The organism is Streptomyces sp. NPDC018045 (genome assembly GCF_044327445.1).
In the GTDB taxonomy this organism is placed as follows: domain Bacteria; phylum Actinomycetota; class Actinomycetes; order Streptomycetales; family Streptomycetaceae; genus Streptomyces.
The window spans coordinates 44,011-65,891 of record NZ_JBIRFL010000023.1 but is presented as its reverse complement, the minus strand read 5'-3'; the positions used below and the strand labels follow the sequence as shown (position 1 = coordinate 65,891).

The 21,881-nt window shown below is 71.2% G+C and carries 18 protein-coding genes; 10 read left to right on the top strand and 8 right to left on the bottom strand.

From position 1 onward, the window contains the following. Nucleotides 1–147: 147 nt before the first annotated feature. Nucleotides 148–2,184, top strand: a complete 2,037-nt coding sequence (locus ACH4EB_RS31560) for a thioredoxin domain-containing protein (protein WP_398351517.1) — start codon at nt 148–150, stop codon at nt 2,182–2,184. A 129-nt stretch (nt 2,185–2,313) separates the two neighbouring features. Here the strand turns inward: ACH4EB_RS31560 and ACH4EB_RS31555 are convergent, their stop codons facing one another. Beyond that, nucleotides 2,314–2,946, bottom strand: coding sequence for a TetR family transcriptional regulator (locus tag ACH4EB_RS31555; protein WP_398351516.1), 633 nt, complete (start codon nt 2,944–2,946; stop codon nt 2,314–2,316). Between the two features lie 406 nt (nt 2,947–3,352). After that, a complete protein-coding gene (locus ACH4EB_RS31550) occupies nt 3,353–4,081 on the bottom strand; it encodes a hemolysin III family protein (protein ID WP_398351514.1) in 729 nt (242 codons plus the stop codon). A gap of 243 nt (nt 4,082–4,324) precedes the next feature. On the opposite strand from ACH4EB_RS31550, the gene ACH4EB_RS31545 reads away from it, so the two are divergent. Next, on the top strand, nt 4,325–6,148 hold the full coding sequence (locus tag ACH4EB_RS31545; protein ID WP_398351512.1) for a phosphoenolpyruvate carboxykinase (GTP): 1,824 nt from the start codon (nt 4,325–4,327) through the stop codon (nt 6,146–6,148). 303 nt (nt 6,149–6,451) lie between these two features. Here the strand turns inward: ACH4EB_RS31545 and ACH4EB_RS31540 are convergent, their stop codons facing one another. Both ACH4EB_RS31540 and ACH4EB_RS31535 read right to left on the bottom strand, forming a co-directional pair. Continuing rightward, nucleotides 6,452–6,868, bottom strand: a complete 417-nt coding sequence (locus tag ACH4EB_RS31540) for a hypothetical protein (RefSeq protein ID WP_398351510.1) — start codon at nt 6,866–6,868, stop codon at nt 6,452–6,454. 134 nt (nt 6,869–7,002) lie between these two features. After that, nucleotides 7,003–8,214, bottom strand: coding sequence for a pyridoxal phosphate-dependent aminotransferase (locus tag ACH4EB_RS31535; RefSeq protein ID WP_398351509.1), 1,212 nt, complete (start codon nt 8,212–8,214; stop codon nt 7,003–7,005). Nucleotides 8,215–8,480: 266 nt separating this feature from the next. On the opposite strand from ACH4EB_RS31535, the gene ACH4EB_RS31530 reads away from it, so the two are divergent. After that, nucleotides 8,481–10,346, top strand: a complete 1,866-nt coding sequence (locus tag ACH4EB_RS31530; RefSeq protein ID WP_398351508.1) for a P-loop NTPase fold protein — start codon at nt 8,481–8,483, stop codon at nt 10,344–10,346. On the opposite strand, the gene ACH4EB_RS31525 is transcribed toward ACH4EB_RS31530, so the two are convergent. Both ACH4EB_RS31525 and ACH4EB_RS31520 read right to left on the bottom strand, forming a co-directional pair. Further along, complete coding sequence (locus ACH4EB_RS31525) at nt 10,282–11,898, bottom strand: amidohydrolase family protein (RefSeq protein WP_398351506.1); 1,617 nt, start codon at nt 11,896–11,898, stop codon at nt 10,282–10,284. The two genes, ACH4EB_RS31530 and ACH4EB_RS31525, sit on opposite strands and share 65 nt — an antisense overlap. 219 nt (nt 11,899–12,117) lie before the next feature. Beyond that, entirely contained in the window at nt 12,118–13,458 is a 1,341-nt protein-coding gene (locus tag ACH4EB_RS31520) for an amino acid deaminase (protein ID WP_398351505.1), read from the bottom strand. A 318-nt stretch (nt 13,459–13,776) separates the two neighbouring features. Between ACH4EB_RS31520 and ACH4EB_RS31515 the strand changes: the two genes are divergently transcribed. From ACH4EB_RS31515 to ACH4EB_RS31500, 4 genes are all read left to right on the top strand, one after another. Beyond that, nucleotides 13,777–14,841 carry a sugar kinase gene (locus ACH4EB_RS31515; RefSeq protein WP_398351576.1) on the top strand — a complete coding sequence of 355 codons (1,065 nt, stop codon included), beginning with the start codon at nt 13,777–13,779 and terminating at the stop codon, nt 14,839–14,841. Next, entirely contained in the window at nt 14,838–15,605 is a 768-nt protein-coding gene (locus ACH4EB_RS31510; RefSeq protein WP_398351503.1) for an IclR family transcriptional regulator, read from the top strand. The genes ACH4EB_RS31515 and ACH4EB_RS31510 overlap by 4 nt, the downstream gene beginning before the upstream one ends. A gap of 2 nt (nt 15,606–15,607) precedes the next feature. Then, nucleotides 15,608–16,018, top strand: a complete 411-nt coding sequence (locus ACH4EB_RS31505) for a RidA family protein (RefSeq protein ID WP_398351501.1) — start codon at nt 15,608–15,610, stop codon at nt 16,016–16,018. Between the two features lie 125 nt (nt 16,019–16,143). After that, nucleotides 16,144–17,622 carry a GntP family permease gene (locus ACH4EB_RS31500; RefSeq protein ID WP_398351500.1) on the top strand — a complete coding sequence of 493 codons (1,479 nt, stop codon included), beginning with the start codon at nt 16,144–16,146 and terminating at the stop codon, nt 17,620–17,622. A 1-nt stretch (nt 17,623) separates the two neighbouring features. Here the strand turns inward: ACH4EB_RS31500 and ACH4EB_RS31495 are convergent, their stop codons facing one another. Continuing rightward, entirely contained in the window at nt 17,624–18,019 is a 396-nt protein-coding gene (locus ACH4EB_RS31495; protein WP_398351498.1) for a hypothetical protein, read from the bottom strand. 110 nt (nt 18,020–18,129) lie between these two features. Here ACH4EB_RS31495 and ACH4EB_RS31490 point away from each other — a divergent pair, with 110 nt between their 5' ends. Further along, on the top strand, nt 18,130–18,564 hold the full coding sequence (locus ACH4EB_RS31490; RefSeq protein ID WP_398351497.1) for a helix-turn-helix domain-containing protein: 435 nt from the start codon (nt 18,130–18,132) through the stop codon (nt 18,562–18,564). Nucleotides 18,565–18,786: 222 nt separating this feature from the next. Then, nucleotides 18,787–19,353, top strand: a complete 567-nt coding sequence (locus tag ACH4EB_RS31485) for a class IV adenylate cyclase (protein WP_398351496.1) — start codon at nt 18,787–18,789, stop codon at nt 19,351–19,353. A gap of 48 nt (nt 19,354–19,401) precedes the next feature. Here the strand turns inward: ACH4EB_RS31485 and ACH4EB_RS31480 are convergent, their stop codons facing one another. After that, nucleotides 19,402–20,751, bottom strand: coding sequence for a M14 family metallopeptidase (locus ACH4EB_RS31480; RefSeq protein ID WP_398351495.1), 1,350 nt, complete (start codon nt 20,749–20,751; stop codon nt 19,402–19,404). A gap of 204 nt (nt 20,752–20,955) precedes the next feature. Here ACH4EB_RS31480 and ACH4EB_RS31475 point away from each other — a divergent pair, with 204 nt between their 5' ends. Continuing rightward, nucleotides 20,956–21,870 carry a serine protease gene (locus tag ACH4EB_RS31475; RefSeq protein ID WP_398351493.1) on the top strand — a complete coding sequence of 305 codons (915 nt, stop codon included), beginning with the start codon at nt 20,956–20,958 and terminating at the stop codon, nt 21,868–21,870. The last annotated feature ends 11 nt before the right edge of the window (nt 21,871–21,881 follow it).

Below are 21,881 nucleotides of genomic sequence, written 5' to 3'. Positions count from 1 at the left end.
CAACCGATTTCTTGTCCCGGGCGAGTGGTGATGATCGGGGAGCTGTCGTTCACCACGCGATGGCGCACCACCGCGCCTCGGTCGGGTGGGACACAGGCCGGGCGGACTTCGCCGATGGGGTCGGGGCACTGTGAGAGGCTGGATCGTATGAACCGGTTGGCTGGTGTGACCTCGCCTTATCTGCTTCAGCACGCTGACAATCCGGTCGACTGGTGGCCTTGGACACCGGAGGCTTTCGAGGAAGCGCGGCGGCGTGATGTACCCGTGCTGCTGTCGGTCGGCTACTCGGCGTGCCACTGGTGTCACGTGATGGCCCACGAGAGCTTCGAGGACGAGGGTGTCGCCGCACTGATCAACGAGCACTTCGTGCCGGTGAAGGTGGACCGCGAGGAGCGGCCCGACGTGGACGCCGTCTACATGGAGGCCGTGCAGGCCGCCACCGGGCAGGGCGGCTGGCCGATGACCGTCTTCCTGACGCCCGAGGCCGAGCCGTTCTACTTCGGTACGTACTTCCCGCCCGTACCGCGCCACGGGATGCCGTCCTTCCCGCAGGTCCTCCACGGTGTGCGGAGCGCCTGGACGGACCGCCGGGACGAGGTGGGCGAGGTCGCCGGGCGGATCGTCGCCGATCTGTCCGCACGGTCGCTCTCCGAATCGCTGGCCAAGGGCGACCCGGTGCCGCCGGGCCCGGAGGACCTGGCCACCGCGCTGCTGACGCTGACCCGCGACTTCGACGCCGTGCACGGCGGATTCGGCGGAGCGCCGAAGTTCCCGCCGTCCATGGCGCTGGAGTTCCTGCTGCGCCACCACGCCCGTACGCAGTCCGAAGCGGCTCTGCAGATGGTGCAGGCGACCGCGGAGGCGATGGCCCGCGGCGGGATCTACGACCAGCTCGGCGGCGGCTTCGCGCGCTACGCGGTGGACGCCACCTGGACGGTGCCGCACTTCGAGAAGATGCTGTACGACAACGCGCTGTTGTGCCGTACGTACGCGCACCTGTGGCGCACCACCGGGTCGGACCTGGCCCGCCGCGTCGCCGTCGAGACCGCCGAGTTCATGGTGCGCGAACTCCGGACCGACCAGGGCGGATTCGCCTCCGCGCTGGACGCCGACTCCGACGACGGCAGTGGCCGGCACGTCGAGGGCGCGTACTACGTATGGACGCCCGAGCAGTTGCGCGACGTCCTGGGGGAGAAGGACGCCGAGATCGCCGCGCACTACTTCGGCGTGACACGGGAAGGCACCTTCGAGGAGGGCGCCTCGGTCCTGCAACTCCCGGACACCGACGACCTGGTGGACGCTTCGCGGATCGCGGGCATCAAGGAGCGGCTGCGCGCCGCCCGGGACGCCCGGCCGCGTCCCGGCCGGGACGACAAGGTCGTCGCCGCCTGGAACGGCCTGGCCATCGCCGCCCTCGCCGAGACCGGCGCCTACTTCGACCGCCCGGATCTCGTGCAGGCCGCCACGGACGCCGCCGACCTGCTCGTACGCGTCCACATGGACTGGCAGGGGCGGCTGCACCGCACCTCGCGCGACGGCGTGGCGGGCGCCAACACCGGCGTCCTGGAGGACTACGCGGACGTCGCCGAGGGCTTCGTCGCGCTCTCCTCGGTCACCGGGGAGGGGGTCTGGGTGGAGTTCGCCGGCTTCTTCCTGGACACGGTGCTCGTCCATTTCACCGCCGAGGACGGCACGCTCTACGACACCGCCGACGACGCCGAGAAGCTCATCCGGCGGCCGCAGGACCCCACCGACAACGCCACGCCGTCCGGCTGGACCGCGGCCGCCGGCGCTCTCCTGTCGTACGCGGCGCTGACCGGCAGCGGCCCGCACCGGGACGCCGCCGAACGCGCCCTGGGCGTCGTCAAGGCGCTGAGCGGCCGGGCGCCGCGCTTCATCGGGTGGGGGCTGGCCGTCGCGGAGGCGGCGCTGGACGGGCCGCGCGAGGTCGCGGTCGTCGGCCCGGACGGCGACCCGGCCACCCGGGCGCTGCACCGCGCCGCCCTCCTGGGCACCGCGCCCGGTGCGGTGGTCGCCCTCGGGGAGCCCGGTACGGCGGAGGTGCCGCTGCTGAAGGACCGCCCGCTGGTCGATGGCCGGCCCGCCGCGTACGTCTGCCGCCACTTCACGTGCGAGCGCCCGACAACCGCCCCCGAGGAGCTGAGCGAGAAGCTGCACGGCTGAGGGGTGCGGGCGTCACTCCCTCCGGGGTGGCGCGGCCCGCACGGCCGTACGGGCCATACAGGCGCATGGCACGTACGGGCTGTACGGGTCACACGGGCCGCATCCCTTCGCCCCGGGGCCCGGCGGCCCTCACAGCCTCAGTCCCCGCGCCAGCACGTCCATGCTCCGGCCGACGAGTGCGCCGAGGTCGTCCCGCAGGCCGTTCGCGGCCCAGTACGTCAGGGCTTCCTGGAGGGCCGCCAGGACCGCCGTGGCGATCACCCGGACCTCCAGGTCGTCGGGGGACCGGCCGGTCCGTTCCGCCAGTACGGCGCTGAGCGTCGCGCTGTCCCGCGCGGTGTTCTCGGCCGTGCGGCCGCGGACCGCGGGCACCTCCCGGATGAGCCGGGCGCGCTGGGCCAGCTCGGCACGTTCTTCGGCCGAGAGCCGCCGCAGCGCCTCGACGGCCACGTGCCGCATCGACTCCGCCATCGGCTCGCCGGCGGGCCTGGCCCGCAGCTCCGCCTCCAGGAGCGGGTGGCACGCGTCGGTGAGCACGATGTCCTCCTTGGCGGGGAAGTAGCGGAAGACCGTGCTGGGGGAGACGTCGGCGGCCTCGGCGATCCGGTCCACGGGGGTCGCGTCGTACCCCTGCTCCTCGAAGAGCCGGTAGGCGGCCCGGCGGATCGCCCGCCGGGTCTGGATCTTCTTCCGCTCCCGCAGCCCGATCGCGGGGACACCGGCCTGACCGGCGGGTTTCTGTGCTGAGGCCATGAGCGCCATTGTCGGGCACCGCCCGGCCGGAGGCTCCGGGGTCCGCGGGCCGGTGCGTGCCGGTCCCGCGACATTTCCTGATGCTCCCTTGTCTGTCAGTGGCGTGTGTAACGCTTTGACAAGGGCAAGGTCACCGTCAGTGATTCTTGGAGGGGGTGTTGCGGGTATGCGTACCGCGATTGATGTGTTCGTCGTGTTCGCGGCAGCGCTGTGCGTCGGAGGGTTCCTCGTCGGCGGCACGGCCGCGGTGGTCGCGCTGGTCCTGGCCGGGGTGGCGGCCCTGACATGGCAAGTGGCCGCGGCCTCACGGCCACGGCCACGTACGGGCAGCGGGGGCATTCGTCAGCGGGGCGGGGGTGCCGGACCGCGCGGCGGGAAGGGCGTTCCCGGCGGTCGGGGTGCCGCGCCGGGTGCCTCAGGTATGCGAATAGGCCACCAGTGAGATGCCGACGTAGTGCACCGCGAACGCCGCCAGGGTCAGGGAGTGGAAGACCTCGTGGAAACCGAACCACCGCGGTGAGGGGTTGGGGCGCTTGATGCCGTAGATGATGCCGCCCGCGCTGTAGAGGAGGCCGCCGACGATGACGAGGACGAGTACGGCGATGCCGCCCTTGCGCAGGAAGTCGGGCAGGAAGAAGACGGCCGCCCAGCCCATCGCGATGTAGCAGGGTGTGTAGAGCCAGCGCGGCGCGCCCACCCAGAAGACGCGGAAGGCGATGCCGGCGAGGGCGGCCGCCCACACGGCCCACAGGAGGGCCTGGCCGCGGCCGCCGGGGACCAGCAGCATGGTCAGCGGGGTGTAGGTGCCCGCGATGATCAGGAAGATGTTGGCGTGATCCAGCCGCCGCAGCAGGGCGCCGGTGCGCGGGCCCCAATTGCCGCGGTGGTAAAGGGCGCTGATGCCGAAGAGCAGGCAGGCGGAGAGGGTGTAGACGGCGCAGGCGATCCGGCCGCGGGTGCTGTCGGCCAGTGCCGTGAGCACCACACCGGAGATGAGGACGGCGGGAAACATTCCCGCGTGCAGCCAGCCCCGCAGCTTGGGCTTGAGTGGTGCGGCCACCGCGGCGACCGCGGAGACAGTGTCGGCGGCCGCGCTGGTCACGGAGGAAGGGCGGCTTTCGGCGGCGTCGGGCGCGGAAGTCATGGCCGCAATGCTACCTACGCGACCGTAAGTTACGGATTGGTCCGGAAGTGGTGACGGTCACGAGGACCTCCTCTGGACAGATGCGGATCGGGATCGGATGATCAAATGAGTGCGGTCGGCACCGGATGAGCGGTCGCGAAGCATCCGGGTCGCAGCCCCCAAGGGGCAGGCAACTTCAGAAGCGGGCTCTGCCGGCATATGAGCGGACAGTGGTCCGACCCGAACCCTCATCTAGGAGCGATCGTGGCGCGCGACAACGCGGCTCCCTCCCCCGTACCGACCAACCACCAGGAACTGCTCTCCTGGGTCGACGAGATCGCAGCCATCACCGAGCCGGACCGTGTCGTGTGGTGCGACGGCTCCGAGGCGGAGTATGAGCGCCTGTGCGCGGAGCTCGTCGCGAAGGGCACCTTCACGAAGCTGGACCCGATCAAGCGCCCCAACTCGTACTACGCCGCCTCCGACCCCTCGGACGTGGCCCGGGTCGAGGACCGCACGTTCATCTGCTCCGCGAAGGAGGAGGACGCGGGCCCCACCAACCACTGGAAGGCCCCGGCGGAGATGCGCGACATCTTCACCGGTGAGCAGGGCATCTTCCGTGGCGCGATGCGCGGCCGGACGATGTACGTCGTCCCGTTCTGCATGGGCCCGCTCGGCTCCCCGCTCTCCGCGCTCGGCGTGGAGATCACCGACTCGGCGTATGTCGCCGTCTCGATGCGCACCATGACCCGGATGGGCCAGGCCGTCCTGGACGAACTGGGCGAGGACGGATTCTTCGTCAAGGCGGTGCACACCCTCGGCGCCCCACTGGCCGACGGCGAGGCCGACGTGCCGTGGCCGTGCAACTCCACGAAGTACATCTCGCACTTCCCCGAGGACCGTGAGATCTGGTCGTTCGGCTCCGGCTACGGCGGCAACGCCCTGCTGGGCAAGAAGTGTTACGCGCTGCGCATCGCCTCGGTCATGGCGCGCGACGAGGGCTGGCTCGCCGAGCACATGCTCATCCTCAAGCTCACCCCGCCGCAGGGCGAGGCCAAGTACGTCGCCGCCGCGTTCCCGAGCGCCTGCGGCAAGACCAACCTCGCGATGCTGGAGCCCACGATCTCCGGTTGGACCGTCGAGACCATCGGCGACGACATCGCCTGGATGCGCTTCGGCGAGGACGGCCGGCTGTACGCGATCAACCCCGAGGCCGGGTTCTTCGGCGTCGCCCCCGGCACCGGCGAGCACACCAACGCCAACGCCATGAAGACCATGTGGGGCAATTCCGTCTTCACCAACGTCGCGCTGACCGACGACGGTGACGTGTGGTGGGAGGGCATGACCGAGGAGCTGCCCGCGCACCTGACCGACTGGAAGGGCAACGACTGGACGCCGGAGTCCGGCACCCCGGCGGCCCACCCCAACGCCCGCTTCACCGTCCCGGCCGGACAGTGCCCGATCATCGCGCCCGAGTGGGAGGACCCCAAGGGCGTGCCGATCTCGGCCATCCTCTTCGGCGGCCGCCGCGCCAGCGCCGTGCCGCTGGTGACCGAGTCGCTGACCTGGCAGCACGGTGTCTTCCTCGGGGCGAACGTGGCGAGCGAGAAGACCGCGGCGGCCGAGGGCAAGGTCGGCGAGCTGCGCCGCGACCCGTTCGCCATGCTGCCGTTCTGCGGCTACAACATGGGCGACTACATGGGCCACTGGCTCAAGGTCGGCGCCGACAAGGACCCGGCGAAACTGCCGAAGATCTACTACGTCAACTGGTTCCGCAAGGACGCGGCGGGCCGCTTCGTGTGGCCGGGCTTCGGCGAGAACAGCCGCGTGCTGAAGTGGATCGTCGAGCGCCTGGACGGCAAGGCCGAAGGTGTCGAGACGCCCATCGGCGTCCTGCCGACGAGGGAGGCGCTGGACACCGACGGCCTCGCCCTGGACGACGCCGGGCTGGACTTCCTGCTCACCGTCGACAAGGACGTGTGGCGCGACGAGGCGGCGCTCATCCCCGAACACCTGAACACGTTCGGCGACCACACGCCGAAGGAGCTGTGGGACGAGTACCACGCGCTCGTACGCCGACTGGGCTAGTACGGCGAAACGGCCCGGCACCGACCGGGCCGCCACGATCGACGGCCGGAGCCGCGTGCACGAACACGCGACTCCGGCCGTCTTTGTTCCACAGCCTCCGCCCGGCGGGCGGACGGGGCCGCGCTCCGGCAACCCCGCGCTCCGGCGAGAAGTGCGCTTCAGCGGCCCCGCGCTCCGCCAGCCGGTGCGCCCCGACGGCCGCACGCTCCGCCAGGCGCAGTCGGTGCGCTCCCGCAGCCGGTGCGCTCCCACAGGCAGTGCGCTCCCACGAGCGGCGCCCCCGCTCCCGTACGCAACCCGGGATCAGGCCGTGGCCAGCTCCTGCACCGCCGCGTCGGCTTCGTGTGCCTCCATGCGCTCCGCCGCCAGCGCGGCGGCCGCGGCGTCACCGCGCGAGGTGGCGACGGCCAGGGCGCTCCCGGCGAGCATCCGGGCCCGCCGGTGCAGTCGGGGCGCTCGGGCCGGGTCGCCGCCGCCGGTGGGCGCGGCCCGCAGCGGGTAGGTCCCGCCGCGCAGCCGCGTCACCTGCTCGGCGATGCGCTCGGCGGCGTCGTCCAGGGCGGGGCCGGGCACGGTGGTGCGCAGCTCGTCGGTGACGGTGAGCAGCGCGGTCAGATGACCGGCGAGCCGGATGTCCAGTTCCTCCGTGCGGGAACGGTGCGGGACCTCCTGGTCGGCGGCCATGGAGTGGACCGACTTGGTGCGGATCGGTTCGTACATGGGACGGCCTCCTGGCAACGCTCAACGGCTAGGAGACCATCCTAGCTTAGACAGTGTCTAAAGTTGTGATCCGTACAGCCCGCGTACGGGTGACATTTCCCGGGACGTACTCCCCGCCTGCGCCCCCCCCGCGCTCAGTACTGTCCGTAGCCGTCCAGGAACCTGCCGATGCGGGTCACCGCGTCCGTCAGATCGTCCTTGTTCGGCAGCGTGACCAGACGGAAGTGGTCCGGCTCCGGCCAGTTGAAGCCGGTGCCGTGCACGATCATGATCTTCTCGGCGCGGAGCAGGTCCAGCACCATCTGCCGGTCGTCCTTGATCTTGTAGACCTTGGGATCCAGCCGCGGGAAGGCGTACAGCGCGCCCTTGGGCCTGGTGCAGGTGACGCCCGGGATCTGGGTGAGCAGGTCGTAGGCGGTGTCCCGCTGCTCCAGCAGACGGCCGCCCGGCAGCACCAGGTCGTTGATCGACTGGTGCCCGCCGAGGGCGGTGGCCACCGCGTGCTGCGCGGGCATGTTGGCGCACAGCCGCATGTTGGCGAGGATCGTCAGGCCCTCGATGTAGGAGGCGGCGTGCGCCTTCGGGCCGCAGACCGCCATCCAGCCGCTGCGGTAGCCCGCCACCCGGTAGGACTTCGAGAGCCCGTTGAAGGTCAGGGTCAGCAGGTCGGGGGCGATCGCGGCGAACGGGGTGTGGGCGACGCCGTCGTAGAGGATCTTGTCGTAGATCTCGTCGGCACAGACGATCAGGTGGTGCCGGCGGGCGATCTCGGCGATGCCGCGCAGCAGCTCGTCGTCGTAGACGGCGCCCGTCGGGTTGTTCGGGTTGATGACGACGATGGCCTTGGTGCGGTCGGTGATCTTGCGCTCGATGTCGGCCAGGTCCGGCATCCAGTCCGCCTGCTCGTCGCAGCGGTAGTGCACCGCCGTGCCACCGGACAGCGAGACCGAGGCGGTCCACAGCGGGTAGTCCGGGGCCGGTACGAGGACCTCGTCGCCGTCGTCCAGCAGTGCCTGCATGGACATCTGGATCAGCTCGGAGACGCCGTTGCCCAGATAGACGTCGTCGACCGACAGCTCGATGCCCTTGGTCTGGTAGTGCTGCATCACCGCGCGGCGGGCGGAGAGCAGCCCCTTCGCGTCGCCGTAGCCGTGGGCGGTGCCGACCGTACGGAGGATGTCCTCCAGGATTTCCGGCGGGCACTCGAATCCGAACGCCGCCGGATTGCCGGTGTTCAGCTTGAGGATGCGGTGACCCGCTGCTTCGAGCCGCATCGCCTCCTCAAGGACCGGACCCCGGATCTCGTAGCAGACGTTGGCGAGCTTCGTTGACTGGATCACCTGCATGCCAGCCACCATACGGGCGCGTAACACGCCCCGCCTGGTGTTTTTGTTCACCCTGGACGGCTCGTGGTGTGGGCTTGCTCACCCGCCGTGACCGGGCGGGGGGCCCGGCCCAGGGTGGCAGTGTGCGCGACCCGCCTCCGCCAAGGCGCGTACTGCCGTACGCTCCCGGCGGGTGGGCGCACGGTGTGGCGCCCGATACGGCACTGGGCGCCGGTGCCGTGGGCCCGGCGCGGCGGCCGGGCCCGGACACCGACCACGGGGGCGACATGGCGGCATCCGCGCGACAGCGCCTCGCGCTGCTCAACGACGAGCCGGTGGACTCGGCCGGCACCGACCTGCTGGACGCGGGCCGCGCCGCCCGGCGGCTCGCCGATCTGCTGGTCGCCTCCCGCGCCTCCACCCCGTTCACGCTCGCCGTCGACGCCGGGTGGGGCATGGGCAAGAGCAGCCTGATGCGGCTGGTGGACGCGGAGCTGACCGCGGCGCCCGAGGTGCACACCGTCTGGTACAACGCCTGGACCTCGACCGGCGCGGACGCCCTGGAAGGGCTGATCAAGTCGGTGCTGATGCGCTTCGACCGCAGGCTGCTGCGGCGGGCCCTGCACCGGGCCTCCGAACAGCGGGCGCTGCTGCGCGTCCTGCGGGCACTGGCGGCCGTGGTGGCCGGCCCGCTGGGCGCGAGCGGACTGGTCAACGAGCTGTGGAGCAATCTGTCCGTCAATTCCCAGGCCCGGAACGAGATGCGGGACGCCATCCGCGAGCTGGCCCGGGAATGGGCCGAGACCGCCGACTACTCACCGCGGCGGATGCTGGTGGTCTTCATCGACGACCTGGACCGCTGCTCCGAGGAGACGGTGCTCGCGGTGTGCGAGGCGGTCAAGGTCTACCTGGACGTGCCGGGGCTGGCGTTCGTCGTCGGCTGCGACCGTTCGGCGATGGGACCGAACGGTCTGCTGCGCGACCTGTCACCGGCCGGCGCCACGTTCATGGAGAAGATCTTCCAGACCAGCTACCGCGTCCCGGTGGCCGACGGCCAGGGCGTACAGGAGTACATCAAGTGGTGCGCGCGCACCGCCGGTATCGAGCGGCTGCTGGACGAGCCGCTGGTCGCACTGCTCGCCGAGCGCTCGGCCCGTAACCCGCGCCGCATCAAACGGCTGGTCAACGGCTTCGTCCTGGAGGCCACCCTCAATCCGATGTGGGCGGACCACCCGCCGGAGGCCGTGCTCCGCACCTTGCTGATCCAGTACTTCTACGCCGACTTCTACCGGATGATGACCAGCCCGCCGGGCGCCGACAGCGGCGATGTGATCGCGGACTTCTGTACGTACCGGCGGGTACGGACGCTGCTGCGGGCCCCGGCGGCCCTCCCCGACGACGTACGGCCACTGGTGAACGCCTTCCTGGAGCAGCGTGACGTGGCACCCGACCCGTCGGATCCGCGCGCGGCGCTGGCGCGCCTGGAGCGCGAACTCCCCACCGGGTTCCCCGACATGGCCGCCGACCCCGCGTTCAACTCGCTGCTCGACGGCCTGCTCGGCCTGCCACGCTCCGAGGAGCTGGTGCGCAGGCTGCGGGAGGGCGGCCCGGCGCTGGTGACGCTGCCGCAGCGGGAGCCGGACCCCGGGGCGGCGAGGGCGCCTGGGCAGACCGGGATGAACGAGACGGAACCCGACGTGACCGGGTACGGCAGCTCGTCCGTATCCCTGCCCCCCGCCAAGCCCTTCGCCGGCCGTACGATCCTCTGGGTCGACGACCACCCTGAGAACAACACCGCCTTGGCCGCCTGGTGCCGGCACAGAGGGGCCACGGTCGAATGCGCCGAGGACTCCCGTACCGCCGACGCCGCCATCGCCGACCGGACGCCGTCCCTGATCATCTCCGACATCGCCCGCGGCACGGACGACCGGGCCGGCTTCCTGCACGTGGAGGCGTTGCGCCGGGAGGAGCGGTACACCGGCCCGGTCGTCTTCTACGCGGGCCGGGTCACACCGTCCCGCCAGGAAGCCGCCCGCGCCCTGGGCGCGCTGGGCGTAGCGGTCGACGGTGATGATCTGACACGCCTGATCAGACGCGCGTTCGGCGCACCGAGCGCCCCGCCAGTACATCCGTCCGCCGGCCGTCCTCGATGACGAACCGGCCGTCGATCAGGACGTGCGGAATGCCCGTCGGCAGGGTGCGCGGCGCCTCGAAGGTGGACCCGGCGGCGACCGTGTCCGGGTCGAAGAGGACCAGGTCGGCGCGGTAACCCTCGCGGACCAGGCCGCGGTCGGGCAGCCGCAGCCGGGCGGCGGCGCGCGAGGTCAGGTGCGCGACGCACTCCTCCAGCGACAGCACGCCCAGCTCCCGTACGTACGTGCCCAGGTACTTCGGGAACGTGCCGTATGCCCGCGGATGCGGCTTGTGGCCCCGGAGGATGCCGTCGCTGCCGCCGGTGTGCACCCGGTGGCGCATGATCGCGCGGACGTTCTCCTCGTGGCCGACGTGCTGGAGGATCGTCGAGCCGAGCCGGTCCTCGACCAGCAGCCGGCGGGCCGTCGTCCAGGGCTCCTCGCCGCGTTCGAGCGCCGAGCGGGCGACCGTCCTGCCGACGTACCCCTCCAGCGCCGGGTTCGAGACGCCGGAGATCTCGATGGTGTCCCACTCGATCGGCACACCGTGGCAGCCGTCCGCGCCCTCCACCTCCATGACGTGCCGGATGCGTTCGGCCGCCGCGTCGTCCCGCAGCCGGCCCAGGATCGCCTCGGGCCCGCCCTCGCTCGCCCAGCTCGGCAGCATGGCGACCAGGGTCGTACAGCCGGGCGTGTACGGGTACGTGTCGAGGGTGATGTCGGCGCCGGACGCCAGGGCGCGGTCCAGGAGGGCGAGGAGTTCGGGGGCGCGGCCCTTGTTCACGCCGAAGTTCATGGTGGCGTGGGCGAGGTGCAGGGCGCAGCCCGCCTGCCGGGTCAGGCCGACCATCTCCTCGTACGCGCCGAGCGCGCCCGCGCCGTACGAGCGGTGGTGCGGGCAGTAGTAGCCGCCGTAGCGGGCCACGACCCGGCACAGCTCGGTGAGTTCGGCGTCGTCCGCGTACATGCCGGGGGTGTAGGTGAGGCCGGAGGACAGGCCGACGGCGCCCTGCTCCATGCCCTCGGCGACGAGCCGCCGCATCCGGGCGATCTCGTCGGGCGTGGCCGCGCGGTCCTGCCAGCCGAGGGCGAGCATCCGGACCGTGCCCTGGGGGATGAGGTACGCCGCGTTGACGGCGATGCCCTGTCCGTCGAAGCCGTGGTCCAGGCGGTCCAGGTACTCGCCGACCGTGCGCCAGGTGAAGTCGATGTCCGAGCCGCCGCCGTTCCAGCCGGTGATCTGCGCGCGGACCTCGGCGAGCGTGCGGTCGTCGACCGGCGCGTACGACAGGCCGTCCTGGCCGATGACTTCGAGGGTGACGCCCTGCGCCGCCTTCGCCTCGTGCGCCGGGTCGCGCAGCAGCGCCAGGTCGCTGTGCGCGTGCATGTCGATGAAGCCGGGGGAGAGGGCCAGCCCCGCGCCGTCCACCACGCGGGGGGCGCTGGGGCGCGGCCCCGCGCCCGTCTCCCGGCGGATCTCGGCGATCCGGCCGCCGGCGAGGGCGACGTCCGCCCGGTAGGAGGGGGTGCCGGAGCCGTCGATGACGCGTACGTCGCGGACCACGGTGTCCATGACCGAACTGCCTTTCCTGCGGAGCCGGGCCGGGCCGCCCCGCGCGGCAGGGCGTGCGGGCCCCGCTCCGGCGTCGGGGGGACGCGCCGGAGCGGGACCCGGGCGCGCCCGGGGTGGGGCGCGCCGGCCGGGGGCGGGGGTGCCCCCGGCGTTCGGCGCGGGGCTCGGGGGTGGTGCCCCGCGCCGAAGTTCCGTGGCCCCGAGAGGCCGTGGGGACCGTCAGAAGAACGTACGGACGTAGTCCACGACCGTGCCGTCCGCCTCGGCCACCGGGATGAGCTGCCACTTGTCGAAGGACGTGCACGGGTGCGACAGGCCCAGCCCGACCCAGTCGCCGACCTCCAGGTCGCCGGCCCGCTCCGTGGCGACCCAGGTGTGCTGGTCGGACAGCTTGGTCACGGTGATGCCGTCCGCCGGCCGCTCGGTGCCGTCCCGGCCGGACCGTACGGCCTGGGCCTGCGGCAGGTCGAGGTCGTACGCCGCGTCGCGCTTGCCCGCGTTCAGGAACGCCTGCTCCGGGGTCGGGCGGGAGACGACCTGGGACCAGAGCCGGAAGGCGGGCCGGAGGGCGCCCTCGTCCGGGACGCGGTTGAAGGGCGTCAGGCGGCGGTAGTGGCCGTCGTCGTGCGAGACGTACGCGCCGGAGCGCAGCAGCTTCAGCAGCGGCCGGGACAGTTCGGGCGCCTCGTCGAAGACCTCGGCGACCGCGTCGAACCAGGCGCTGCCGCCCGCGCTGAGCACGATCTCGTCCAGGTCGGCGAAGCGCCCGGCCCGGTCGAAGGCGACGGTGAGCGCGAGGAGGCGGCGCAGCCAGGCCGTCACCCGCTCGTGCGTCGCGTCGGGCACCTCGCCCTCATAGCCCGCGATGCCGACCAGGCGCAGGGTGTCCACGCCCGCCACGGCGTCGGCCAGTTCGACGCATTCCGCGTCGGTCCGGACGCCGGTCCGGGCGCCCTCGCCCGCGGCCAGCTCGATGACCACGTCCACCGGGCGGGTGGCACCGGCTTCGCGCAGGGCGGCGTCCATCAGCTCGATGCCGCGCAGCGAGTCGACGTAGCAGACGCAGCGGAAGCCGGGGTCGGTGTCCAGTTCGGCGGCGAGCCAGCGCAGCGCGGCGGCGTCGACGACCTCGTTGGCGAGGAAGATCCGCTGAATGCCGTAGGCGCGGTAGACGCGGGCCTGGTGGGGGACGGCGGCGGTGATGCCCCAGGCGCCCCGCGCGAGCTGGCGGGCGAAGAGCTGCGGGGCCATCGAGGTCTTGCCGTGCGGGGCGAAGGCCAGGCCGTGCCGTTCGGCGTAGGTCTCCATCAGCGCCAGGTTGTGTTCCAGCGACTCGGCGGACAGGGCGAGGACGGGGGTGGTGAAGCCGCCGGTGAACAGGTTCCGTCGCTCGGCCGCCAGTTCGCCGACGGTACGGCCCGCGGCGTCCGGGGGAAGACCCTTGAAGCGGTGGTCGACCCGCTCGTCCGCGAGGGTCTTCGCGTGCCGCTCGGCGGTGGCTGCGTCGGCGCCGGGCGCGGCGCCGGTGGCGCTGCGGTCGGCGTGGGGCGCGGCGGCCATGGGGGCCTCCTCAAGTTCCTGTTGCACGCTGTGCAACACCCATTGCGCATATCGCTTACTGCTGTCTAACATCCGAGCCATCGCCGGGTCAATGGTGCGTAACACGTCGCGGAACGGCTCAACGAGCCCGTACGCAAAGGAGTGCAGGAAATCGTGACCACGTCCAGCAACGTCAGCGCCGGCGGCAACGACGCGACGGACGCCACCGCGCCCGCCCGGAGCGAGGCCACGGACGCCACCGCGCCCGCCCGGAGCGAGGCCACGGACGGCGCCGTGCCCACCCGGCCGGGCGCCGATGTCGTCTGTCTCGGCGAAACCATGGTCACCTTCATGCCCACCCGGCCCGGACGACTCGCCGACGTCCCCTCTTTCGAGCGCGGCATCGGCGGCGCCGAGTCCAACGTCGCCTGCGCCCTCGCCCGCACCGGCCACCGCACCCGCTGGATCTCCCGCGTCGGCGCCGACGGCTTCGGCGACCACGTCCGCGCGGCCGTCGCCGCCTGCGGCGTGGACGTCTCCCACGTCCAGCGCGACCCGGCCCGTCCCACCGGCGTCTACTTCCGCACCGCCGGGGAACGCGCCACCGGCACGGAGACGCGAGCCGGCGAGGCCGAGGTGGCGTACTACCGCGCCGGGTCCGCCGCCTCCGCCATGTCCCCCGGCCTGCTCGACGCCGACGCCCTGCGCGACACCCGCATCCTGCACCTCACCGGCATCACCGCGGCCCTGTCCGAAAGCTGCCTGGACGTCCTGCGCACCCTCACCGCACCGGCCCCCGGACGCCCCCTCGTCTCCTTCGACGTGAACTACCGCGTCGGCCTCTGGCGGGACCGCGCCGGACGCGGCCCCGACCTCCTCCTCGACCTCGCCCGCCGCTGCGACCTGGTCTTCGTCGGCGAGGACGAGGCCGCGGCCGCCTGGGACCTGCACGGCCCCGACGCCGTACGCGAGGCGCTGCCCGAGCCCGCCGTCCTCGTCGTCAAACAGGGCGCCCACGGCGCCACCGTCCACGCCCGCCAGGCCGACGGCACCGACACGGTCACCACCGCCCCCGCGCTGGCCGTCGACGTCGTCGCCCCCGTCGGCGCCGGAGACGCCTTCGCCGCCGGCTTCCTCTCCGCCACCCTCCGCGGGCTGCCCGTCTTCGCCCGCATCCGGCACGGCCACCTGATGGCCGCCGCCTCCCTCACCGTCCCCGGCGACGTCGGCACACCCCCGACCCGCGAGCTCGCCGACCACCTTGCGGGCCTCGACCCCGCCGCCTGGGGGAGACTGCGACTCGGCCCCGGCTGGACCACCGACGGTGACGCACCCACTGACCGCAGCAGCGGCACCACCAGCCACGGGGTGCACAACCCACGGGTGGAGGTCCGTACCCCATGAGTCAGACAGTCGACCGCGCACTGAGCATCCTGCCCCTGCTGGCGGAAGGCCCGGCCAACCTGGAACAGGTGGCGGGCCGTCTCGGCGTGCACAAGTCCACCGCCCTGCGCCTGCTGCGCACACTCCACGAGCACGGCATGGTCTACCGCCAGAGCGACCAGCGCTACCGCCTCGGCGCCCGGCTCTTCGCGCTCGCCCAGCAGGCCGTGGAGAACCTCGACGTCCGCGAGATCGCCCACCCGCACCTCGTCGAACTGAACGAGAAGTGCGGGCACACGGTGCACCTCGCGGTGTACGAGGAGAACGAGGTCCTCTACATCGACAAGGTCGAGAGCCGCTACCCCGTACGGATGTACTCGCGCATCGGCAAGCCGGTCGCCATCACCGTCGCGGCCGTCGCCAAGCTGCTCCTCGCCGACCTGCCCGAGCCCGAGCGCCGCGCGCTCGCCGAAAAGCTCGAATACCCCCTCTACACGTCCCGTTCCACGCCCCACGCCACGGCGTTCCTCGCCGAGCTGGCCAAGGTGCGCGAACAGGGCTGGGCCACCGACCTCGGCGGCCACGAGGAGTCCATCAACTGCGTCGGGGCCCCCATCCGCGGCGCGGACGGCCGGCTCGTCGCCGCCATGTCGGTCTCCGCGCCGAATGTCGTCGTCACGGCCGAGGAACTCCTCACGCTGCTCCCGCTGGTACGCCGCACCGCGGACGCCATCAGCCGGGAGTACTCCGGCAACGCCCCGCTGAAAGACACGAAGGAAGCCTGACCATGACCGAGAAGACCGCCCTCACCCCGGCGACCCACACCACCCCGCCCGCCAAGTTCTCCCACGGCGTCAAGAAGGGCAACCTCCTCCAGGTCGCCGGCCAGGTCGGGTTCCTGCCCGCCGTCGAGGGCCAGGCCCCCACCCCGGCCGGGCCCACCCTGCGCGAGCAGACCCTCCAGACCTTCGCCAACGTCAAGGCGATCCTCGAAGAGGGCGGCGCGACCTGGGACGACGTCATGATGATGCGCGTCTACCTCACCGACACCGACCACTTCGCCGAGATGAACGAGATCTACAACGCCTACTTCGAGGCCGAGGGCCTCAAGGAGGCACCGGCCGCCCGTACGACGGTGTACGTCGGCCTCCCCAAGGGCCTGCTCATCGAGATCGACGCCCTCGCGGTGCTGGGCTGACCAGGACACCCTCTTGCCGTTACCGCCGCTGAACCCGCCGCACGGTGCGGCGCCCCACCCGCCCGGGGCGCCGTGCCGCGGTCCCCCCTGCCTGGAACCACCCTGTCTGACAACGGAGTCACCACATGGTCCACGCTGTCCTCGCTGCCGCGGCCCCCGCCAGACCACCACACACCGGCGGCCTGCTGGCCCTCATACCGGGCACACCCGGCCTCCTCACCGTCGCCGCCCTCGGCATCCTCCTGCTCCTCGTCCTCATCATCAAAGTCCGCCTCCAGCCCTTCGTGGCGCTCCTGGGCGTCTCCATGGCCGTAGGCCTGGCAGCCGGCCTGTCCGTGACCGAACTCTTCGGCACCGTCCAGAAATCCAGCCTTCCCTCCCTCATCGAGAGCGGCATGGGCGGCATCCTCGGACACGTCGCCATCATCATCGGCCTGGGCACCATGCTCGGCGCGGTCCTCGAAGTCTCGGGCGGAGCCGAGGTGTTGAGCGGGCGCCTGCTCGGCCTCTTCGGCGAACGCCGCGCGCCCCTCGCGATGGGCCTGACCGGCCTCATCTTCGGCGTTCCGGTCTTCTTCGACGTGGGCATCTTCGTTCTCGCCCCCATCGTCTACGCGGCGGCCAAGCGAAGCGGCAAGAGCGTCCTCCTCTACTGCATGCCGCTCCTCGCCGGCCTCTCCATGACCCACGCGTTCCTCCCGCCGCATCCCGGCCCGGTCGCCGCCGCCGGCCTGTTCAAGGTGGACCTCGGCTGGATCATCCTCATGGGCATCGTCTGCGGCATCCCCGCCGTCCTGGCCGCCTGGGCCTACGCCGCGTGGATCGGCAAGCGCCTCTTCGTCCCCGTACCGCAGGACATGGTCGAGGCCGCGGAGGAAGCGCGCGCCGCGGTGACCGCCGAACAGACAGCAGCGGGCGTGCGGCCCCATGAGAAACCCGTCGCCCTGGGCACCGTCCTCACCATCATCGGCACCCCCCTCGTCCTCATCCTGCTCGCCACCTTCTCCTCCATCGCCCTCGCCCCCTCCACCCTCCGCTCCATCGTCGAATTCTTCGGCAACCCCTTCGTGGCCCTGACCATCGCCCTCCTCCTCGCCTACTACCTCCTCGGCGTCCGCCGCGGCTGGTCCCGCAAGTCCCTGGAGACCGTCTCCACCGCCTCCCTCAAGCCGGTCGGCAACATCCTGCTGGTGGTCGGCGCGGGCGGCATCTTCGGCGCCGTCCTCAAGGGCAGCGGCGTGGCCGACGCCCTCTCCGACACCTTTCACAACGTCGGCCTGCCCGTCATCCTGCTCGCCTGGCTGGTCTCCGTCGTCCTCCGCGTGGCCCAGGGCTCCGCCACGGTCGCCATCGTCACCACCGCCGGCATCGTCCTCCCCCTGGTCGACGGCCAGCACCTCTCCCAGCCCCACCTCGCCCTGATCATCATGGCCATCTCGGCCGGCTCGATCTTCGCCTCCCACGTCAACGACGGCGGCTTCTGGATGGTCGCCAAGTACTTCGGCATCTCCGAACGCGACACACTGAAGTCGTGGACGGTGCTGGAGACGGTGCTGTCGGTGGTGGGGTTCGCGGTGGCGGGGGTGGTGAGCCTGGTGGTGTAGGTCAGCCCTTTCCGCGCCCGAGCCCCGCGAGTACGGCGTCCGCCCGCTCGTCGGCGTCGCCGAAGGTCGTGGCCGTACAGCCGCGGGCTCGGGAGACGCGCTGCTGAAGCGTGTGGCGCAGCGCGTCGTCATGAGCGAGCCTGCACCAGTGGTGTACGAGGCAGATCGTGGTCCGGCGCCGTGCTGGGTCGCGCATCGTGTCAACGAGCGCCGAGAACTGCGGTCGCGTGCTGCTCAGCGCATCGTCTCCCCGATCCACCCACAGGCCCGCGATCTGCCGGCCGTGGCGGTCGGCGTAGTTGACGCAGCCGGAGAGACGTAGGTCGAGGATGGCGCTGGACCGCGTCGCATCACGGTCGTGGATGAAGACGAGCGGTGACGGGGCAACTGTGTTCACCCCGTCAGATTCGTGCTTTGCGACCAGGATCTCGATACCCGGCCGGTGATCTCACGGTGGGATGACTTTCCACCCCGCCGTGAGCACGAGGGGCGCCGACGGCGACGGTGATGATGCCGGTCGAATTGCCGGACTGTGCCTGGCAGCACGCATATGTACGCCAGGCGTTGAGATCACGGGACATCGGTGCCGTGTTCCGGCATGTGCAGCAGTACGGCGGCGCCAGCCAGGCCCGTATCGCCATGGCGGTGGGCATGACGCAGGCACGCGTCAACGAGGTCATCAACAGGCGCCGTGAAGTCGTACGTCTCGACGTGTTCGAGCGGATCGCCGATGGGCTGAGCTTGCCGGATGACGCACGCCACCTGCTTGGCCTGGCGGCAGGCCGGGAACGCCGTACTGGTGGTCCGGCCTTCGACCTGGCGTCGTACCCCGAAGTGGTCCGCGTCCACCAGACGCAGTCGGCAGCAGCCCAGGACATCCGTGGGCAGGCGCGTACTGCGTCGGAGTGGGACGTACTGGCCGTAACTTGCCGACGGCCGTGACGTGGCGGTGTACCGGTACAGGACCTTGCCCACGTGGCGGATCATCCGACTGGACTCCACCATGTTCGTGTCTGCTTTCGACTCCGGATGGGAAGGATACGAGTCCGCGACATACAAGGTGATGGAGACGCCGCCCGGTCCGTTGTTCCGCGGCTTCCGGCGCATGGTGGAAACGACCGTGGCCGACAGCGAACGTACGGTATGACGACGGGGAGCAGGGGCGTGATCGAAGCCGAGCTGAAAGCGCGTGTGCGCGAACCTGCGCTGGTGCGGGAGCGTTTGGAGCGGTGGGCCGACGGGCGTGACGAGGTGTACCGGGACACGTATTTCGACACCCCGGGCGGGAGCTTGGGGGCAGGCGACCGGGAACTGCGGCTGCGCACCGTGGACGGTCCGGACGGAACGCGGGCTCTGTTGACGTACAAAGAGCCACGGGTCGACGAAGCGTCGGGATCGAAGCCGGAGTACGAGACGGGTATCGGCGACCCGGCAGCCCTCCGGGACATGCTCAACGGTCTCGGATACATCGAGGCGATCGCCTTTGCGAAGCACTGCCGGAATTGCGAATTCATCGCACACGGGCGGCCGATGCTTGCCACCCTCGTCCGAGTCCCGGAAATCGATGGCACTTGGGTCGAGTTGGAAACGCAGGTGGCGGGTCGAGGAGAATTGCGTGACGCTCTGGAGGATGTGCGGGCGGTGCTTGCCGGGTGGGGGATCGCAGAAGGCGACCTGACCGCGGAGCTGTACACCGACGCCGTACGGGCGGTGCGTGCCGGGGAATCCTGACGGCCGGGGGCCACTGTGCGGCGGCCCCCGGCCACTAGGAGGATCACCTCACCCCGTCTTGCAGTACTGCGCCTCCTTGCCGATCGACCGGTACATGCAGTCGCTGTTCTCCAGGAGTTGGAGGACGGCGTCGCGGTTGCGGGACGTTTCGCGCTGGATCACGGTGTCGCGGGGGTAGAAGCCGCCCGCGCCCGCGGAGGACGGATACAGCTCGAAGGTGTAGGCGAAGATCTTCTGGTCGCCCCAGAGCCAGTCGTCGATGGAGCCGTCGGTGATGTAGAGGTCGCTGGCCTGTTCGGGGGTGTAGCCGTTGCTGGCGGCCATGGATTTGCCGACGGTGGCGAAGGCGTCGCGGTCGTCCTGGGTCATGCCGGGTGCGGTGTCGCTGTAGGTGTAGCCGTAGGGCCACAGGACCAGTTCGCTGTACGTGTGGAAGTCGATGGCGGTCTTGATCTGCTGGACGCCGCCGACGACCCGGCCGCGGACGAAGTCGGCGACGACCTTGACCTCGGGGGCGGAGGCGGGTGACCGGCCGCGGTAGGTCTCGGAGCCGGTGCTGCCGGAGGAGCCGCCGCAGCAGCCCCACTTGTAGTCCCAGTTGCGGTTCAGGTCGGTGCCGACGTTCGCGGAGCCGGCGTTGGGCTGGCGGTTCTTGCGCCAGCTACGGAAGGAGCCGGTGGCGATGTCGTAGGCGCCGCCGTCCGGGTTCACGTCCGGGATGATCCAGATCTCGCGGGAGTCGAGCATCTTGGTGACGCGCGGGTCACTGCCGTACTTGGACGTGTAGTCGTTGAGCAGGTAGAGGGCCATCTCGACGGTGAGGTGTTCGCGCGCGTGCTGGTGCGCGGTGAAGAGGACCTCGGGCTCGTTCTCGTCCTGGGCGACGTTCTTGCTGAGCTTGAGGGCGAGGATGTCACGGCCTTCGTGGGACCTGCCGATGACGCGTTTGCCCAGGATGGCGGGGTACTTGGCGACGAGCGCGTTGATCTCGGCGGTGGCCTCGGCGTTGTTGTGGTATTTGCCGTAGCCGGAGGGGAAGTCCTTGACGCGGCCGCCGGTGCCCGGCGGGGGCGCGGGCAGGGCCCGTAGCCGGTGGCCGAGTGTGCGTACGAGGGCGGCCTGCGCGGTGTCCGCGGTGATGACGACGGTGCGGCCGTGCACCTCGTCGATGGACACGCCCGTGGCGGCGAGGGCGGTGCGCTGGGCCGCGGTGGCGAGGCCGGTGATCTCGTACTGACGGGGTGTGCCGGTGTCCGCCGCCGTGGTGCCGGCGGCGGTCCGGGAGGAAGGTTCCTGCTGAGGGGAGTCCTCCGCGCGGGCGGCGAGGGGTGCGGCCAGGGCGAGGGAGACGAGTGCGGCGAGGACGGTGGTCCGTCTGCCGCGTAATCGTGGTCGCATGGTGTGACCTCCGTGGGGGTGTGAGGCGAGCGACGGCGCCAGTGTTTTGCCTTGGCATGGCTCGGTCAATGCCTCGCGTTGACGCAAACACGCCAAATTCCCGCCGGTTTCCGGAAGATCCTTGCCAGCGGCCGGTGCCGCCCCAACAATGCGCACGACAAGTCCGGCGCCACGCCGGACGCACCAGTGTGAGAGGACCCCCACATGAACAGACCTCTCGTCGGCGCCCTGGCCACGGCCGTCCTCGGCGCCACGGCGCTCGTGGGCGCCGCCGGCACCGCCAGCGCCGTCACGACGCCGGACGCGGCGGACCGGGGTGCGGCCCGGACCGCGGTGGCGCCGCCGCTCCAGCCGGCGCAGGCCGCCCCGGCCATGGCCAAGGCAAAGGCCGTGAACTTCGCGGGCACGGTCGCGCTCAGCAACTGTTCGGGTTCGATCGTCCGGATGCCCACCTCGACCGACAATGACCCGGCCCTGGTCATGTCCAACGGCCACTGCCTGGAGAGCGGGATGCCCGACCCGGGCGAGGTCGTCGTCGACCAGCCCTCCAGCCGCAGCTTCACCGTGCTCAGCGCCTCGGCCGGCAACCTCGGCACGGTACGCGCCACCAAGGTCGCGTACGCGACCATGACCGACACCGATGTGTCGTTCTACGAACTCTCCTCCACCTACGCCCAGATACGGCAGCGCTACGGCATCAAGGCGCTCGACATCGCCACCACCCACCCGGCCAAGGGCGCCGCCATCACCGTCGTCTCCGGCTATTGGAAGAAGACCTACTCCTGCAACATCGACGGGTTCGTCCCGCAGTTGAAGGAGGGCGGTTACGTCATGAAGGACTCCGTGCGGTACACCCCGGCGTGCAAGACGATCGGCGGTACGTCCGGGTCGCCGGTCATCGACACCGCCTCCGGCAAGGTCGCCGCGATCAACAACACGGGCAACGAGAGCGGCGGCCGCTGCACGATGAACAACCCGTGCGAGGTCGACGAGAACGGCAAGGTCACCGTCCGCAAGGGCATCAACTACGCCCAGCAGATCCACACCATCCCCAAGTGCTTCGGGACCGGCAACAAGCTGGACCTGGGGCGGGCGGGATGCGTGCTTCCCAAGCCGTGACGGCGGGAGGC